This is a genomic window from Thalassotalea coralli, assembly GCF_055786205.1.
In genome coordinates, this window is record NZ_JBVVBK010000001.1 from 1142886 (window position 1) to 1161155 (window position 18270).

16 protein-coding genes are annotated in these 18270 nt (G+C 40.0%); 4 read left to right on the forward strand and 12 right to left on the reverse strand.

Going from position 1 to position 18270, the window contains the following annotated elements; translation table 11 throughout:
* Nucleotides 1–12: 12 nt before the first annotated feature.
* Entirely contained in the window at nt 13–1035 is a 1023-nt protein-coding gene (locus ACOB80_RS05070) for a DUF3549 family protein (RefSeq protein ID WP_473164715.1), read from the reverse strand.
* Nucleotides 1036–1117: 82 nt separating this feature from the next.
* Between ACOB80_RS05070 and ACOB80_RS05075 the strand changes: the two genes are divergently transcribed.
* Complete coding sequence (locus tag ACOB80_RS05075) at nt 1118–1879, forward strand: pseudouridine synthase (protein ID WP_473164716.1); 762 nt, start codon at nt 1118–1120, stop codon at nt 1877–1879.
* Between the two features lie 13 nt (nt 1880–1892).
* Here the strand turns inward: ACOB80_RS05075 and ACOB80_RS05080 are convergent, their stop codons facing one another.
* From ACOB80_RS05080 to ACOB80_RS05100, 5 genes are all read right to left on the reverse strand, one after another.
* Nucleotides 1893–2234: a hypothetical protein gene (locus ACOB80_RS05080; protein ID WP_473164717.1), complete on the reverse strand. Its 342-nt coding sequence runs from the start codon at nt 2232–2234 to the stop codon at nt 1893–1895.
* 239 nt (nt 2235–2473) lie between these two features.
* Complete coding sequence (dapD, locus tag ACOB80_RS05085) at nt 2474–3304, reverse strand: 2,3,4,5-tetrahydropyridine-2,6-dicarboxylate N-succinyltransferase (protein ID WP_473164718.1); 831 nt, start codon at nt 3302–3304, stop codon at nt 2474–2476.
* 21 nt (nt 3305–3325) lie between these two features.
* Entirely contained in the window at nt 3326–5956 is a 2631-nt protein-coding gene (glnD, locus tag ACOB80_RS05090) for a [protein-PII] uridylyltransferase (protein ID WP_473164719.1), read from the reverse strand.
* 18 nt (nt 5957–5974) lie between these two features.
* Entirely contained in the window at nt 5975–6763 is a 789-nt protein-coding gene (gene map, locus ACOB80_RS05095) for a type I methionyl aminopeptidase (RefSeq protein ID WP_473164720.1), read from the reverse strand.
* Nucleotides 6764–7005: 242 nt separating this feature from the next.
* A complete protein-coding gene (locus tag ACOB80_RS05100) occupies nt 7006–7266 on the reverse strand; it encodes a hypothetical protein (protein WP_473164721.1) in 261 nt (86 codons plus the stop codon).
* Nucleotides 7267–7612: 346 nt separating this feature from the next.
* Here ACOB80_RS05100 and ACOB80_RS05105 point away from each other — a divergent pair, with 346 nt between their 5' ends.
* Both ACOB80_RS05105 and glnS read left to right on the forward strand, forming a co-directional pair.
* Entirely contained in the window at nt 7613–8254 is a 642-nt protein-coding gene (locus tag ACOB80_RS05105; protein ID WP_473164722.1) for a DUF1707 and DUF2154 domain-containing protein, read from the forward strand.
* A gap of 251 nt (nt 8255–8505) precedes the next feature.
* A complete protein-coding gene (gene glnS / locus ACOB80_RS05110; protein ID WP_473164723.1) occupies nt 8506–10176 on the forward strand; it encodes a glutamine--tRNA ligase in 1671 nt (556 codons plus the stop codon).
* A gap of 82 nt (nt 10177–10258) precedes the next feature.
* Here glnS and ACOB80_RS05115 read toward each other — a convergent pair whose 3' ends face one another.
* The 4 genes from ACOB80_RS05115 to ACOB80_RS05130 all read right to left on the reverse strand — a co-directional run bounded on the left by ACOB80_RS05115 (nt 10259) and on the right by ACOB80_RS05130 (nt 14984).
* Entirely contained in the window at nt 10259–13051 is a 2793-nt protein-coding gene (locus ACOB80_RS05115; RefSeq protein WP_473164724.1) for a collagenase, read from the reverse strand.
* A 531-nt stretch (nt 13052–13582) separates the two neighbouring features.
* Nucleotides 13583–14293: a flavin reductase family protein gene (locus tag ACOB80_RS05120; RefSeq protein ID WP_473164725.1), complete on the reverse strand. Its 711-nt coding sequence runs from the start codon at nt 14291–14293 to the stop codon at nt 13583–13585.
* Nucleotides 14272–14490 carry a TIGR02450 family Trp-rich protein gene (locus tag ACOB80_RS05125; RefSeq protein WP_473164726.1) on the reverse strand — a complete coding sequence of 73 codons (219 nt, stop codon included), beginning with the start codon at nt 14488–14490 and terminating at the stop codon, nt 14272–14274. Before ACOB80_RS05125 ends, ACOB80_RS05120 begins: the two co-directional genes overlap by 22 nt.
* Complete coding sequence (locus tag ACOB80_RS05130; RefSeq protein ID WP_473164727.1) at nt 14487–14984, reverse strand: CIA30 family protein; 498 nt, start codon at nt 14982–14984, stop codon at nt 14487–14489. Before ACOB80_RS05130 ends, ACOB80_RS05125 begins: the two co-directional genes overlap by 4 nt.
* A gap of 323 nt (nt 14985–15307) precedes the next feature.
* Here ACOB80_RS05130 and ACOB80_RS05135 point away from each other — a divergent pair, with 323 nt between their 5' ends.
* Complete coding sequence (locus ACOB80_RS05135; RefSeq protein ID WP_473164728.1) at nt 15308–16177, forward strand: DMT family transporter; 870 nt, start codon at nt 15308–15310, stop codon at nt 16175–16177.
* Nucleotides 16178–16235: 58 nt separating this feature from the next.
* Here ACOB80_RS05135 and trpA read toward each other — a convergent pair whose 3' ends face one another.
* Both trpA and trpB read right to left on the reverse strand, forming a co-directional pair.
* The gene (gene trpA / locus ACOB80_RS05140; protein ID WP_473164729.1) at nt 16236–17063 is read right to left on the reverse strand and encodes a tryptophan synthase subunit alpha; all 828 of its coding nucleotides are present in this window, start codon (nt 17061–17063) and stop codon (nt 16236–16238) included.
* Between the two features lies 1 nt (nt 17064).
* Nucleotides 17065–18270, reverse strand: coding sequence for a tryptophan synthase subunit beta (gene trpB, locus ACOB80_RS05145; protein WP_473164730.1), 1206 nt, complete (start codon nt 18268–18270; stop codon nt 17065–17067).

The following is an 18270-nucleotide window of genomic DNA, read 5'->3' on the forward strand; positions in this document are numbered from 1 at the left end:
AAATGTTCGTCCTTATTGTTGATTGAAAAGTGCACCAATTGCTTTGCCGAGTGCTTCTGAACGTTGTTCATTTCGCATATTGGCAAATATTATCGCCCTTAAACCTGGAATAGCGACTAAATCTCTAAAAAGAGGGGCGAATAATTCTGGGAATTTTGCTGCAACAAGCTCAAGGAATGCTAGGCAAGTAGCCTCATTTTCCAGTGATTCCCAGAAACGCCCTGCGATCGTGATGACAAACTCTTGACTAGTTGCTTTATCGCTATTTAGTGATTCTTTAATTAACTCTCTGATGCTCTCGTCATGCTGTGAACATGATAATGCTCTAAAATATAAAAGCTTTGTCTCTTCATCTAATGTCGACTGTGATTGCATGTTCAGCACTGCATGGCACAGTGTGTGTGGCAACTTAACATTCTCTAGCGCGCCGGAAAATACTGCCAATACTTGTTTGGGCATGTGAGGTAATGCGTCAGAGACTAATGAAGTTAGATTGTCTGCTTCAAACCTTACGGCAAGGTCTGTTAAGCCTTGAACACCAATGTTTTGCCAGCTTTGCCAATCTTTTTTGATTAAATAGTCGACGGCAGGTTGATAGTAACTAGAAGCAGGTTGTTTCAAACTAGCGCTAATTAAACTATGTAAAAAAGCCAGTTTATATTGGCTTGGTTCATAGATGTATGGGTTGGCTTGTAACAACTCTGCTTGTTTTTCCGTTGGGTCTGCAGACAAATCTGTTCCCAACGCTTCAACGATGATAGCAACAAAATGGTTTCTAGCCCCCTGATTTAGCAAGCCCCTTTCATCTAGCGGTAGTTTGGCAAACCAAAGATAAGGAGATTGTTCTTTACCTTGCCAAAACGCAATAGCTAAATGAGCGTGGCCTTGATGAGGAAATGGGTGAGGCAACTGATTTTCTTCAATTTTACTAAACGTTTCTTTCGATATTTTACTAACCCTGCGGCCAATATCGAAGATGCGAAATTGAACATTAGATAGATTGAGTAACTCAGTAATACTAGAAATGGTGCTCATGGAAAAATATATTTGTCGAAACCAACACGTATTATAGAGATAATAGCGGCTAAACAAAATACCTAGCTGAGCAATGCTGTTTATGTTCACCGAAAAGCCAGATTTAACCGTTTTATTTCAAGATGACTACTTTATTGCTGTCGACAAGCCAGCAGGTTTATTCGCTCATCGAAGCTATCTTGACCGACATGAAAAGTATTTTGCTTTACAGTTAGTGAGAGATATCGCTAATCAATATGTTTACCCTATTCATCGGTTAGATAGACCGACATCTGGAGTGTTGCTGTTTGCTAAAACGGAAGAAATGGCAAGGCTAGTGAGTGAAGATTTTTACCATAATCGGGTACGAAAGAATTACATTGCATTGACTCGAGGATTTGCGCCTGAAGATGGGCTAATTGATCACCCTATTAAAATTAAGTTAGATAAAATTGGTGATAAATTCAGCGCTAACGATGAAGTTACTAAAGAGGCTCAAACCAACTTTACTCGCTTGAACACTGCGCAACTCGACATTCCGCTGGGGAAATATAACAGTGTTCGATATTCGTTACTGGGTCTAGCGCCTAAAACAGGACGCCGACATCAAATCAGAAAGCACTTGTCTCACTTAAGACACCCTATCATTGGTGATATTAACTATGGAGATAACAAACAAAACCCATTTTTTGCTAAGCATTTTGGCTTTAAACGCTTAATGTTAATGGCCAAAAGTCTTTGTTTTTATCACCCAGTTTTAAAAGAAGAAATCTTAGTTGAAGCCCAATTTGATCAGCAATGGTTAACGGTGTTTGAGCGATTGAACTGGTCGTTAGAATCCATTGAAAATGCACTAGACAATTAGATTCAAAGCCATGTTAATTTGGACCTTGCACTCGAATCGCATGGCTGTCTCTTGCGATGAGTTGCGAATAGAAGTTAGGCATTGAAGTCTCTTCATTTTTTGTGCTTTGGTACGGGCCGGTAATCATCACTGGACTCACTAAAGGCACAAAGCCACCATTTTCAGGTAATTGAAGTTTAGTATTGGTAAAGGCGACCATGATTTTGTGATCTTCTGTCATTGGTCTATTTAATAGTGACAGCAGCAGGTGCTGATCTGATACTAAAGGTTTTTTCTCAACAACAGAGTTGGTTGTGGTATTACACGCTGTCGTTAACAAGGCTAATACTAGTGCAAATGGTTTTACAAATTTCATGAGATAAACAACTTATTGACAATGACATTAGAGGTATCGCAATCAGTGTGCCAGTATGAAAAAGTAATTGAATAAAAAATCTACAAGATTGATTTATATTAGAAAAAACCTAAGTGTTGCGTTTAAATTCTGCTGGGAGAATGTGAAATTGAGGGAGAAATTTTTGCTTTTAAAGTGGAAGTGTCAAAAAACCATCGCTAGATGTTAGCGATGGCTTTCTCTATAAAGACTTAGTTGAATTATTCTTCGCTTACTGAACGAAGTAAGGCGTTAATGCCGACTTTAGCGCGTGTTTTTGCATCAACTTTCTTAACGATGATAGCCGCATATAAGCTATAGGTACCGCACTTAGAAGGAAGGTTGCCTGGTACAACAACTGAGCCAGCAGGTACTCGTCCGTAGTGTGTTTCACCAGTTTCTCTGTCATAAATACGTGTGCTTTGGCCAATATAAACACCCATTGAAATTACTGCGCCTTCTTCAACAACGACACCTTCTACAATTTCAGAGCGAGCACCAATAAAACAATTGTCTTCGATGATTGTGGGGCCTGCCTGCAATGGCTCTAAAACACCACCGATACCAACACCACCAGATAGGTGTACGTTTTTACCTATTTGTGCGCAAGAGCCTACCGTCGCCCAAGTATCCACCATTGTACCTTCGTCAACGAAAGCACCAATATTGATATAACTTGGCATAACGACAACGTTGCGTCCTACGAAGCTACCTGTTCTTACCGCTGCTGGTGGTACAATACGAACACCGTCTTTAGCAAACATCTCTTCGGTGTAGTCACTGTATTTTAATGGCACTTTGTCGTAGAACTTGCTCTCTGCGCCATCGATAATTTCGTTGTCCCAGATGCGAAAAGAAAGTAGTACTGCTTTTTTAAGCCATTGATGTACAACCCATTCACCCGCTACTTTCTCTGCTACGCGTGCTGAACCGTCGTTTAGTGCCGCTAACGCATCAAGTACTGCGTTTTTAATTTCAGTAGTCACCGTAGTCGGTGTGATGTTCATTCGGTCTTCGAAAGCACTTTCGATAATTTGCTGTAATTCTGACATGTTCTTATCCATATATAAGTGTTATGTATCTAATTCTAATTTAAGTTTTTCTGCTAATTCTTGTTCTTGCTCAGCATTTAATGCTAGCTCTTGTGCTGTAGAAACAATAAACACATCTTCAGCTTTTTCGCCAAACGTTGTGATTTTAGCAGAGTGAATAGTGAGTTGACTTGCTTGGAACACTCTCGCGATACGAGCCAATAAACCAGGGCTGTCTAGGGTAACTATTTCAATTAGCGTACTGCGTCTTGTTTTTGTTTCTATGAAACTAACTTGTGTGGGTTTTCTAAATTGTTCAAAACGCTTTGCTAGAGGCTTCAGGTTAATGCTAGGGTCAGTTTTTGTTAAAATGTTAGTCAATGACTGACCTAGCTCTATTGCCTGGAATGAATCGTTAATTGCCTTGCCTTTACTGTCCAAAATAACAAATGTATTTGCAGTAAACCCAGTTTTGCTGGTGATAATTTTCGCATCATGAATTGAGTAACGCTTTGCGCCTAATAGAGAAACAATCGTGGCGAATATGTTTTTCTTATCTTTGGTGTAAACGAAAACTTCGGTACCACCACGATAGGGAGTAGGGCTAATAAGAACCAAAGGTTTATCGCGGTTGTGCCCTAAAATATGTTGGCAGTGCCAAACAATTTGTTCTGGGGCATAGCGAAGGAAATAGTCCGCTTTAAATTCTTGCCAAAGGTTTTTAATACTGTCGATATCAACGTTTTGGTGGTCGAGAATACTCAGTGCTTGATCTTGGTTTTCTCTAATTTTTGCACGTAAGTCTACCGGCTTTTCTAATCCACGCCTAAAGGCGCGTTTAGTGCTAAAGTAGAGTTCTTCCAGTAAATTAGCTTTCCAGCTATTCCATAAACTCTCATTAGTAGCGCGCATATCCGCAACTGTTAAGCAGTACAAATAGTCTAAATGTGCTTCATCTCGAACAATGCTGGCGAAAGCTTTTATGACTTCTGGGTCTGAAATATCTCTTCGCTGCGCGGTTACCGACATCAATAAATGGTGTTTAACAAGCCAAGATACCATGCGGCCATCGTGGTCATTGAGTTGATGTTCTTTACAAAATGCTAGGGCATCAACTGCACCTAGCTCTGCGTGATCACCACCTCTTCCTTTTGCTATATCATGAAAAATACCCGCGATAAAAAGCACTTCAGGCTTGCGAATACGTTGCACTATTTTACTGCAAAGCGGAAATTCATCGTTGTATTTTTCTTTACTAAAGCGATATAAGTTTTTGAGTAACCTAAAGCTGTGTTCATCCACTGAGTAAGCGTGAAACAAATCGAATTGCATTTGACCGACAATGGAACGCCAAGCTGGTAAATAGGCTCCCAATATTGAATGTCGGTGCATTAAAGTTAATGGTAAGCCTAGCCCTCTAGGGTGCTTAACGATTTCGATAAAGATGTTTCTACATCTTGCATAGTCCATCATGCCAGAAACTAACCGTCTTCGTGCATTTCGCATTAAGCGCAAAGTTTCAGGGTGCAGATCGGTAATTTCTTCATGTTTTGCAATAAGCAAAAACATTTCCATGATTTTTGTAGAACGCATGAAGATGCGTTTATTTACCGCTTTGATAAGCCCGTCTAAAACCACAAAATCGTCGTTCAAGACCAGCTGTACATCGTGTTTTTTGTTTTTGATGATGGTGTAGTCAAAATGTTGAAGTAACATTTTGTTGAGTTCTGCAACCCTACCAATAATACGGAAGAACCGCTTCATCATGCGTTCAACGGCAAGTTTACCGCGGTCACCAAAACCCATCATGGTGGCGACATCAACTTGGTAGTCAAATAGCAATCTGTTTTCACTTCTACCTGCTATACAGTGCAGTGCAAAGCGCATGCGCCAAAGATAATACTGACATTCTAAAAGCTCATTAAATTCGTTTGATGTGAGGTAACCGTGTTCAACAAGCTCTTCTAATGAGTCTGCGTGAAAGTGCCTTTTAGCGACCCAACCAATCGTTTGAATATCTCTTAAGCCACCTGGGTTCGCTTTTAAATTAGGCTCAAGAGTGTAAGCCGCACCATTATATTGATCATGGCGATTAGCTTGTTCGTCTTTTTTAGCGAGATAAAACTTTTTTGTGGTCCAGAATACTTCTTCGTTAATTAGCGGCTGCAATTGTTGAGTTAATGCTTCATTACCACAAATTTGACGCATTTCCATTAAATTAGTGGCAACAGTTACGTCGTTAACCGCTTGTTTTAAGCACTCTTTAATACTGCGAACACTGTGACCTATATCTAGTTTTATGTCCCACAACTGGGTAATAAACGCCGATATCTTTTCTTCTTGAGCCGCATCAACGTCCTCTTGTGTTAACAATAAAATATCGACATCAGAGTAGGGGTGTAATTCACCACGTCCGTAGCCACCAACTGCAAGCAAGCTTATTTGAAACTCATCAAGCTGATGTTGACACCAAAGTTTTGTTAATACTTGATCTATATAGTGTGCACGAGCGGCAATTAAGTCGGTGATTTCTTGTGGTGCAAATTGTTGCTGCTGCCACGATAAGAAAGACTTGTTGAGCGACACAATTTCTTTAGTAGAAATTGGTGCCGCACTTATTTGAAAAGGTTGAGTAAACTCATTTGGAACGATAGAGACTTCTGACACGTGCATTCTCTTTTTAAACTACGCTTAGTTGTGTAATACTCTTGGTAACGACTCTTCTTTACGTAAGGTTAGAATTTCACATCCTGTTTTAGTCACGACAATAGTATGTTCCCATTGTGCTGATTTTTTACCGTCTATGGTGTAAACCGTCCAGTTATCTTCTTTATCTAAAACAGTATTAGCACGTCCTAGGTTGATCATAGGCTCAACGGTAAAGCACATGCCTTCTTCCATTTTGGTGCTGTCATTGTTTTTGTAATGCACAATTTGTGGCTCTTCATGGAAAACTTTACCAATGCCATGACCACAATATTCTTTAACGATAGAGTAGCGACCAGATTTCTTAATAAACTTTTGAATTGCTGTGCCGATCTCACCGAATTTATTGCCCGGCTTAACCTTTTTTAAGCCAACGTATAAAGCTTCTTGCGTAATACGACATAAACGATTGTCTTCAGGTGACACATCACCAACTAAAAACATTTTGCTGGTATCGCCATGATAACCATCTTTAATCACAGTAATATCTATATTAATAATATCGCCATCTTGCAGAGGTGTTTCGTCAGGGATACCGTGACAAACGACGTGGTTTACCGAAGTACAAATAGACTTTGGAAAGCCGTGATAATTCAATGGCGCTGATATCGCTTCTTGTACACGTTCTGTGTAATCAGCACATATTGTATTTAGTTCATCTGTGGTAACACCTGCTTTTACATGTGGCTCTATCATTTCTAGCACTTGCGAAGCTAAAGCGCCTGCAACACGCATTTTTTCAATTTCTTCAGGTGTTTTAATCGTGATGGACATTCATACCTCATTAATAATCTAGCAAATAGCACATTTTCGTGCGCAATAATGGAGGTAGATTCTACATTGAAAATAGCGTGATGCCTATTCAATATATTAAAAAACGCAGTATTTCAGTGAGATTCTAAGGGTTAAATTTAGTCTTGGAATAGGGAGGATTACGCTAATTACAGCGAGGTTAATTGAGCATTAAATAAAGCCTGCCCGTTTGTAGAGTCTAGTGGGCAGGAAATCTAAGTGCTTTATTGAATGGTTTTGTCTTGCTTTAGGTTGTCGATATCAGATGCAAGCTGGTAGCTTTTATCGGTTACTATTGCTTCTAACACTTCTAAACGCTTTTTTAGCGCCGCGATTTCTGACTCATAATGATGTTTATCAGATTCGCTAAGCTGATTATTAAGTGCTGCCATTTCTTTTTTATGATTAGTAAATATTCCCACCATAACGATTGGGAAAACAAAAATAAAAATAAGAGCTAAAAGTTGCAGTACATCGATTCCCATGATTATTCCTTTCATGCTTGCTATAACTGAAATATGTTTCAGCAAAGTCTAGGCCAAAAATTAAATGTCTTTATTATCAAGTAGGTAGTAATTACAAAAAAGTTTGATTTTATTTTGTGTAGTTAAATCCACCACAATGTAACCGTATTCACCATAATGTGGTTGTTACACTTATGTTACTGTATTGTCTCTATTTTAACTGTTTGAAATTTATATGGTTTAATCTTGGTTTAAAGTTTGCTTTATAGCTTGGCAATGTGATGTTTTTGAGAAAAGTAATATTAGCTGTAAGAAAATTAATTTCTCACTGACTATTAATGTGGATTTCAACTATTAGGAAAATACTATGCCAGTTGTCATTGAAGATAGGCCGATTGAAGATGTTCGTAATGAAGTTATAGATCAACTCATTATGAATTACAGCCATGGAAAATTGTCTTACGAAGCGTTTGAGCGACGTTTAGATACGGCGATGGCAAGTCAAGATAATATAGAAATAGCAGCATTGGCTGAAGATTTAGATCTTACTGTTGACCAAGCTTATGTCGACAGTAAGCGAAGAGAGCTCGATAACCAATATACTGTAGACGATGCCGAAGATATTGAACATTTAGTGAATATTTGTGGCGGTAGTGATCGCAGTGGCCGCTGGACGGTTCCACGGGAAATTCGCTCAATTAGTATTATGGGGGGCAGCACTATCGATTTTAGTGAAGCGCGTTTTACCCAGCCTAAAACTACATTGAAAGTATTGTGCTTTTGTGGTGGTGACGATATTTATGTCCCTGAAAACGTTAATGTTGTTTCTAAAGCGTTTTGTATTTTTGGTGGCTTAGATAATAAAGCGCCATCAGTTGCGGATCGAAATGCACCGACAATTATTGTTGAAGGTTTGATTATTTTTGGTGGCGTCGATATTAAACTGAAGCGAACAGTGAAAGAAAAATTTGTTGCCTTCGCTGATAGCTTAAAGCGCATGTTTCAGTAGGTTTTTCTACAAAAATTATTCACAACCAAGCGAGAAAATTGTTAGTTTTAGGCAAACATCTGGCTTGGTTGTTCATTAAAAAGGCAGTCGGTAAACGGCTCCTTTATCTTTAAGTTTGTTATTCCTACGTGTAAGGCGATGAACCCTTAAATAATTTAACATTAATACCAACTTTGCCCTGTAAGTTAGCGAGCTAATTTGCCATAATGCGCGACTGGTATTTAAAGAATCATTTTGAAGGTTAATCGTTCATGTCGGAAATTGAAAACCGTCCAACTAATTTTATTCGTCAAATCATTGATGCAGATCTGGATAGTGGTAAACACACCAGTGTGCAGACGCGTTTTCCACCTGAGCCAAATGGTTATTTACATATTGGCCATGCTAAATCAATTTGTTTGAACTTTGGCATAGCTGAAGACTATAAAGGCTTATGTAATTTACGCTTTGATGATACCAACCCAGAGAAAGAAGATATCGACTATGTGAACTCAATTAAAGAAGATGTTCAGTGGTTAGGGTATGAGTGGGCTGGAGATGTTCGTTATTCGTCAGATTATTTTGAACGCCTACATGGATACGCCGTTGAGCTAATTGAAAAAGGATTAGCTTACGTTTGTTTTCTTAACGGTGAACAAATGCGTGAATACCGCGGTACGTTAAAAGAGCCAGGTAAGAATAGCCCATATCGTGATACTAGTGTTGAAGAAAATCTGGCGTTATTTGAGAAGATGCGCAGTGGTGGCTTTAAAGAAGGTGAATGTTCTTTACGCGCGAAAATTGACATGAGCTCTAGCTTTATGTGTATGCGCGATCCTGTTATCTACCGAGTTAAATTTGCACATCATCATCAAACGGGTGACAAGTGGTGCATTTACCCAATGTATGATTTTACTCACTGTATTTCTGATGCGATTGAAAATATTACGCATTCTTTGTGTACGCTTGAGTTCCAAGACAACCGTCGTTTGTATGATTGGGTAATCGATAATATTTCTATTGAGTCTCAACCGAGACAATATGAGTTTTCTCGCTTAAACCTTGAATATACAGTAATGAGTAAGCGTAAGTTAAATGCGTTAGTTGAAGAAAACTTGGTTGAAGGCTGGGATGACCCGCGTATGCCAACTATTTCTGCTCTACGTAGACGTGGTTTTACTCCTGGTTCTATCAGAGAATTCGCAAAACGCATTGGTGTTACCAAAATGGATAACACGGTTGAAATGAGCGTATTAGAAGCTTGTATTCGTGAAGATCTTAATGACAATGCGCCGCGCGCTATGGCAGTACTTGATCCTATTAAACTAGTGATTGAAAACTACCCTGAAAATCAAGTGGAAGAATTAAGCGTTAAGAACCACCCTAGCGATGATAGCCAAGGCTCACGCATTGTGCCATTTAGCAAAGAAATTCTAATTGAAGCGGAAGATTTCCGCGAAGAGGCGAATAAAAAATATAAACGCTTAGTACTTGGTAAGGCGGTACGTTTACGTGGTGCATATGTAGTAACAGCGACTCGTTGCGATAAAGACGAAGATGGCAATGTTACAACGGTTTATTGCACGTATGACGATAAAACCTTAGGTAAAAACCCTGAAGATGGCACTAAACCAAAAGGTGTTATTCATTGGGTATCTGCAGGCCAAGCTTTAGATGCAACCGTGCGCCTTTACGACCGATTATTCACAGTACCTAACCCTGGTGCGGCTGAAGATTTTCACTCGGTTATCAATCCTGAGTCATTGGTGGTAATTGAGAATGCTAAAGTCGAGCCTGCGTTGGCTAGCGCTGAAGCTGAAAAAGCCTATCAATTTGAGCGACAAGGTTATTTTTGTTTAGACAATAAAGATGCTGTAGATGGAAAGCTAGTATTTAATCGTACTGTTGGTTTACGAGATACTTGGGCAAAAATTAACGCTTAATTTGCTTTAAATCTACATATAAAAAAGCTCGCATTTGCGAGCTTTTTTGTTTTCAGAGAGTTTACTCTTTACTGATTATTGTTTACTGAAACTCTACTTTTACAGCCATTCCGCTGTGTACACCCACGATACTAAAGTATTGGTAGCCGCTACCAGGGTTATTTACCGTGATAGATTCACTATTACCTGAGTTTTCAGACTTTTGTTGATAGCTGGTTTCATTTGCCCAGTTTGAAGCACTGTAATATAAGTTGCCGTTACCAGTTCCGTGGTCAGTGGAAATAACAATTGCACTGGTACCTGCTGGTACGTTGATACCGTAATAAGCAATTGAATTACTCCAAGACCCAGAAGGAACACAGATATCATCGTTTGCATCTATCCAACCAGAAGTTGAACTTTCACTTGCACACGCGTTCGCGACAGTGCCGTTCCCACCACCTGTGTTATCAGCATTAACTGTAGCCGTAGTTGTTGAGCTGCCAGTTGCGCCATCACTGTCAGTAACGGTTAACGTTACAGTGTATGTGCCAGCAGTAGTATAGGTATGGCTTGGATTAGCTTCCGAGCTAGTTGCACCATCACCAAAGCTCCAGCTATAGCTAGCAATAGGACCTTCTACGTCAGACGAACCTGCGCTAGAGAAGTTGATGGCTGAATTTTCAGTGCCAGAATAGGTTCCATTAGCATTTGCAGTTGGTGCTGTATTGTTGTTCCCACCACTTGTTTGACAGCCCGCACCATCAAATTCAACTAAGATAGAGGCTGTGCCATTTGAACCCGATACCTTTAAGTAGCTCCAATAGTTTGTGCCGCCAGTAACGTGAATACACTCGTTGTTGCCCGCGTTATCTGAGCTACCGTCAAGATTGCTGCTGTTTGGCCAGCCTTGGTTACTGTACTCGAGGCTTAAGTTACCCGTTCCATTTGCCGTTTTGATGGTAACACTGTTGTGGCTATCAACATCAGCCATACTTAACCAAATGGTTGATGAATTTCCTAAACATGCGGCTTCACCATTATTTAAGCGACCACTCGTAATGCCACTTTCTGTTGCACATACATCTGGAACAGATACGTTTCCTCCACCGTTTCCTCCGCCGTTGTTGTCTGAGCTAACCGTTGCAGTTGTTGTTGATGTATTAGTAGCACCATCATTGTCGGTTACTGTTAATGATACGGTGTAAGCGCCTGAACTCGCGTACGTATGGTTAGGGTTTGCTAAAGAGCTTGTTGTGCCGTCACCAAAGTTCCAGCTATAACTTACAATTGAGCCGTCACTGTCTGAGGAGCCTGCACTTGAAAAGCTAATGGCTGTGTTTTCAGTTCCTGTGTATGAACCATTTGCATTTGCTGTTGGCGCTGCATTTGGTACTTCACCGTTTGAAATATTATAGCTGTTGTTACCAGCACCAAGAACAACCACACCTTTACACGTGTTGTTCGTGTCTACGAAGACCATGCGATCGCCGTCTTTCCATGTTGTGCCAGTGTAGCTTTGACCTGAACTTAGGGTTGCATAAACAGTATCTGAACGAACACCCGTAACATAATTGACCCAACGAACCTCAACGGTTTCATTAGAGTTATTAGTAACGGTCACGCCTGTTGAAGTATCAGATTTAAAGTAAGGGCGCTCTAAACTACAAGAGCCTATTTCATTTTGAGCAGGCAGTATATCAGGAACCACATTGGCCACTAACGCATTGTCGATTGAGAAGTTTGCCGTTTGACCGACGATACCAACACCGACACATTCTCTGTTTTCACTCACCATGATAAAGCGATCGTTTTCACGCCAGAAGTTATTGTTGTATGACTGCCCGTTATTTAATAGCGCAATTTCGTCAACACCCGCGAATCCTGTGGTGTTGTTAATCCACATTAATCGCATCGGTACGTCAGTATAGTTAGTTACGGTTAAGTTTTGTGTAGATGGATCGTCCACATAGCGTACATATTTATGTTCTAAATTACACGCACCGAAAGTATTGTCAGCTGGCTCGGTGCCACGATTCATCGCTGTTGCAGCTGTTAAAGACTCTACATATGCATCGAATCCAGCACCGACTCGACCATGTACTTCCTTTATGGTTGAACGATAGGTCGTGGTGTTTCCAGAACGTAATGCATCAATGATTAGGTCATATTCACTGCGATGATTAGCACTCAGGTAATGCATTGCCATATAGCCCCATTTATATAGGTCTTCATGGTAATAATCAGCACTTAAAATATTGTATAGAGGGGGAATTGTTACCCCGCTTAAGCCATTTAGGGTACGAGCGTAATTTGTGCCATGAGCAAGGAAATCGGCTAAACCTTCGGCTAAACCTGCGTTATAGGTAAAAGTGCCAAAAGGGCCTGCGGTATTAAAGCGACCGTCTAGGAAATGCACGTATTCATGTTGTAAGTTATAAACTTGACCTTGATAAGCACAAGAAAACGGTACCCAGCTGTCTTCACAAACATGCGCGATAAACTTCGCTTGGTTTGATGGGTTAGAAGGTGTGCCTTCAAGGTACATGCCACCGTTATCAGTGTTTATACCAAAATGTGTCCCAGCATTGGCCTTATACTCTGCACTCGATAGATAAATATAAACATCCAGGGTGTCGTTGTTATCGTTTGGAAGAGGAGAGTTTGGGTTAGTATTAAAAAAGTTGTGGAAAGCTGTGTCCGTTTCCGCAATTTCTTGACAGCTTTGGATCAATTGTTGTTGAGTAACACCGGTTTGTGCTCTCAGATTTACTGTTGAATTACATTGATAACTTTCAGTAAAGGTTTGATTTATTGAAGCAGCTTGTACCGAGGGGGTTCCTAGCAGGGCGTAAACCGCTGCAATTGTACAAGCTGGACCGATTGTTTTTGTCATAAGTTTTACCTCTAGCAATAATTTATTGAGGTGAAGAACAATGACTTTCCGTGTTCAAGTTTACGTTAATTATTCTTAGAGTGTTGAAACGTAAACTGTTTATATGCTCCGATATTTTGGTTCATTCACAAAACTATTCAGAAGGAGTGTGTAGTTAAAAAATAAAACTAGACGCGCTTTTTGCCAAACTTCTAATTCTCAAACTACTTAATCCTAACGAATTAACTGGCTCGCTACCTAAATGATGAGTAGATAGTCTATTTTGTAACTGGATATATAGTATACAGTTGCTGTAAAAGTTATCAGCGTGTAAATTAAATGTAAATATATCTGTTACAAAAAGTTAAATAAATATTCATAAAAGTGTTACAAAAAGTAGGTGGTGGATCTCTTAAGCTTATGAACTCAATAGTAAATATTGGATTAATTATTTACTTAAATTATTTTTGAAATATTAAGAAAACTTTCGAAGTCTCAAAAGTTAGATATTGTTAACATGGAGGTACTTCGCAAGAGAGCTGATTTTGGGGATTACTCGCTTGCGACTTTACTTTTTATGCGGTTATTGGTTGAGTATGTGTCGATCAACTCAATTGCCTTGTCGGGTTTAGCATAGCTAACGCGAGATAACCGAGTCGTTACATGATAGCTATCGAGGCCAGAAACCGCCACTGAGTCAATGGCCTCGATATTGATATATCCATCTGACGACACGATACCATCTTCCACCCAAATATCGGTAATCTCACCAATAATTAGCATGGTATTGTTTAATGTTATTGGCATTATCTCTTTAAGCTTTAGTGCTATTTTCAATGAGCTTTCTGCGACGAACGGCGCATAAATACCAGGGTGAAGCTCTTGGGTTAATCCAGTTTCTTCAAATTCACTGACATCTGCCGGATACCTAGCCGAAGATTGATGCGCTGCTTGCCATATATCACAGTTAACATGGTTGATAGTAAAACTTTGGGTGTCCTTTATATTTGTTAAGGTATCTCGCGTTACCGTATCAGGTCGACTAACAAACCCAATTAAAGCAGGGGAAGCGCCTAAGTGAACGACAGAGCTTATCATGGCTAAATTGGCAATACCTTGCAGGCTCTTTGTCCCAACGAGGTTTGCGCTTTTAAAGCCCGACAAAGAATTAACAAAATTAGCTCGAAAACGAGTATCCATTTCTTGTAATAATGTTGAGTCTACATGTTGTGTAAATGATGTCATTTCCAGCCCATCTTCCATTTAGTACTATCTTTTAAGCTTTGCCAATCAATGTCGTATTCATTGCCAGAATAGACGGCGGTAATAATACATTGTTCGACCTTGTTATCTTCATCATAGGAGCAGTGGCTAACAATAAAGTGTTTTTCTTTTTTGGTCGGTGCTAATGCAGTCCATTTAGACATAAGAAGCTTTTTAGCCAATACCTTGTTTTTCATTGATTAAACTCAATTTCTGCTATATCCAAAGCAAACTCACCTGATTGCTTATTGGCTATTAGAAAACCTATTGTGTTTATGTCTTTAAAGTTAAGCTGATAGCGGCTTTCGAACTTTCTTCCTCGATATTGCAATTCAAAATCTTGAGGGGAAAATTTGAACTCCTGCCATTTGTCTTGCTCAGTTTTAAATGTAGTGACAAAAGCCGGGCCGTCAAAATAACGATCGATACGCAGCCTAAATTGGTAGATATGACCATCACCTCTTACTTTAATGGTGATCATAGATTTGTTGGTTGTAGACACATTATGTAAAGCTCTAAGGGAAGCAAAACCGCCGTTATTTTCCAAAGAAACATGACCAGTAAATCTAACGAAGTCCTCAGCAGAAATTACTTCGCTTCGCGATATACCGCCCATGACGCTGTCATTGATGACACGCCAATCCAAATCTTTTGCAGATATGAATTCATTAGCTTGTATGGAGCAAGTCATTATTGTTACCAAGACCGTGAAAATGAAAGGTCGCTTTTTCAAATTAAACAAGTCGTTGAGAGAATATTCTTCATTGACCATTTTTCTGAACATCGTATTGATATTGGTTTATCGTTAGTACGACTTTCACTAGCAGTTGGATTAGTTTTTCTTTCAATTAATTAGGCTTATTTTACTTCTCTGTATAGTTTGTATTTTTGACAAACTGTATCTGTCGATAATATTGGTGCTAGATATACTTGTTGAGAATTCGTTGATTTGTTTGTGCTTTTAATAGTACCAAACAACAATTACTTATTTTCTTGAGGTTATCAATTTCATTTATGCTGAAAAAAGCCATTCCTTTTATCTTTGTCTTCTTATGGAGCACTGGGTTTATTGGTGCAAAATATGGCTTGCCATATGCCTCTACGGGGGACTTTCTCACGGTTAGAACGCTGTTAAATATTGCTTGCTTTATCATCGTGCTTGTAATTGTTAAACCGCCCAAATTAACACTAAAGCAAATTATTCATGCTGCTGTTGTCGGCATGTTAGTGCATGGCGCTTATTTATCTGGGGTATTTGGCGCAATCGAGCAAGGAATGTCTGCTGGTGTGGCTGCTATTATTGTTGGACTGCAGCCACTACTTACTGTTGGTGTAACCTTCATAGTGCTTAATCAGCAAAGTACGATAAAAACACTCGTGGCGTTCGCTATAGGCTTTTTAGGCCTTTACTTAGTGGTAGTTAATCAAATTGATTGGTCTTCAGTCACATTTTTTGGGTTGTCGTTCGCCGTTGTAGCTTTATTTGGTATTACCATTGGTACCCTATACCAGAAACGCTATTGCGCGGAACAGCCGCTAATTTCGTCAGTGTTTTGGCAATATGTAGGTAGTTTATTGATTTTTGTTCCTATTGCTTTGGGAGCTGAATCTTCACAGATTCAATGGAATCCAACGTTTATATTAGCGCTTGCTTGGCTAGTACTAGCACTGTCAGTAGTCGCTATTTTACTGCTTATGTACATGATAGAGCAGGGCGAATCGACTAAAGTATCAAGCTATTTCTATTTGGTTCCGCCATTAGCAAGTCTAGAGGCTTGGTTATTGTTTGATGAGACGCTTTCTCTTTATGGGCTTATAGGAATGGCGCTATGTGCGTTAAGTGTTTATTGGGTGATTAAACAACCTCAAAAAATACCTGCTTAAATTGAAACAAAAAAGCGCCGTTTAAAAGGCGCTTTTTGAAATGAAAAGCACTAATGGATTAGCGCGTTGCAGCTTTCATATTGCTAACAAACTCATGGAGCTTTTCTAGCATTACGGCTTCATTATCTAAGTTTTTCTCGATAATTTTTACCACTGCTGAACCGCTTATCGCGCCTTTGGCACCAGCCTCTAACGCAGATTTTACTTGTGCTGGCTCTGATATGCCAAAACCAATAACCGGCGGAGCTGCTTGGTGTTTATCTAAAGTTGATATTAGGTTTTCTGCAGGCGTTTTCGCTTTAGTTTCAGCGCCAGTGACACCGGCACGGCTTAGTACATAGGTATAGCCTTGGCTTAACTGTGCAACTTGCGCGAGCTTTTCTTCATTGGCATTAGGTGGTGCAATAAATATTGGTGCCACACCTGCAGCACTTGCCGCTGAGCGAAAACGTTCGCTCTCACGGATTGGCAAGTCAGCGATAAGCACAGAGTCAACACCTGCTTTAGCTACATCTTGATAAAAAGTTTCAATACCGCGAGCAAAAACTAAATTGCCGTATAGTAATAAACCGATAGGGATTTGCGGTGCATAGTCACGAATTTCCGCTAACATTGCTAAGCAGTCATCCATTGATGTTCCTGCAGCTAATGAGCGTTTTCCTGCTTCCTGAATAGTTACACCATCAGCACTTGGATCAGAAAATGGAATACCTAATTCGAGGGCGTCAGCACCTGCGTCTATCAAGGTTTTAACGATTTTTACCGATTGCTCGTATGAAGGGTCACCTAAGGTAACAAACGGAATAAATGCGCCTTCTTTTTTATCGGCAAGGGTTGCAAAACAGTTTTGGTAACGTTGCCCTAGTACTTGAGTCGAAGTCGTCATCTTATTGCTCCTCTGCGCCATTTAATACGGTATGAACGTGCGCTAAATCTTTGTCACCGCGTCCAGATAAATTCACTAAAAATACTGTTTCTTCGGTAACATCTTTAGCCATTTTTAGCGCTTGTGCCAATGCATGAGATGATTCAAGTGCTGGAATAATTCCTTCACATTTTGCTAATGTTTGAAACGCTGCTAGTGCTTCATCGTCATTGATAGGCACGTATTGAGCACGGCCTGTCTCTTTCAAAAATGCATGCTGTGGACCAACGGCAGGGTAATCTAAACCCGCTGAAACAGAGTAAGACTCTTCAATTTGACCATCGTTAGTCTGCATAATGTAAGTGTAATTGCCATGGAGCATACCTTTAGTACCAGCAGAAAGGGTTGCACCGTGCTCTTCGGTATCAATACCTTTACCGCCTGCTTCAACACCAACAATTTTAACGCCTTCTTCTTCAATAAAGTCGTTAAACATACCAATGGCGTTTGAGCCGCCGCCAACACAGGCAATAACATAATCAGGTAAACGACCTTCCTGTTCTAAAAGCTGTTGTTTAGCTTCTTCACCGATCATTTTTTGAAAATCGCGCACAATGGTTGGGAACGGGTGAGGGCCCGCTGCGGTACCGAGTAAATAATGTGCTTCGTCATAATTTGCTGACCAGTCACGTAGTGCTTCATTTACCGCATCTTTCAGTGTGCCGCCACCTGCAGTAACCGGAATAACTTCTGCACCCATTAACTTCATGCGAAATACATTTGGCTGTTGGCGTTCACAGTCGACTGCACCCATATAAACGCGACATTTCAAACCTAATAGTGAACAAGCGATTGCAGTTGCAACACCGTGCTGACCAGCACCAGTTTCCGCGATTATTTCTTCTTTACCCATACGCTTCGCTAATAGTGCTTGACCTAATACTTGGTTAGTTTTGTGTGCACCACCGTGAAGTAAATCTTCACGTTTTAAGTAAATCTTCGCTAATGGGTTAGGGGATAAGTTTTTTGTTAATGTTAACGGTGTCGGACGACCAGCATAGTTAACTAACAAATCGTTAAATTCCGACAAGAAAGCCTCGTCTTGCATAGCTTCGATATAGGCTTGTTCTAGCTGTTCTAGGGCAGGAACAAGTAACTCGCCTACGTACATGCCACCAAACTCACCATAGTATGCTGGTAAGCTTTGCTTGTTATTTTCAATAGTCAT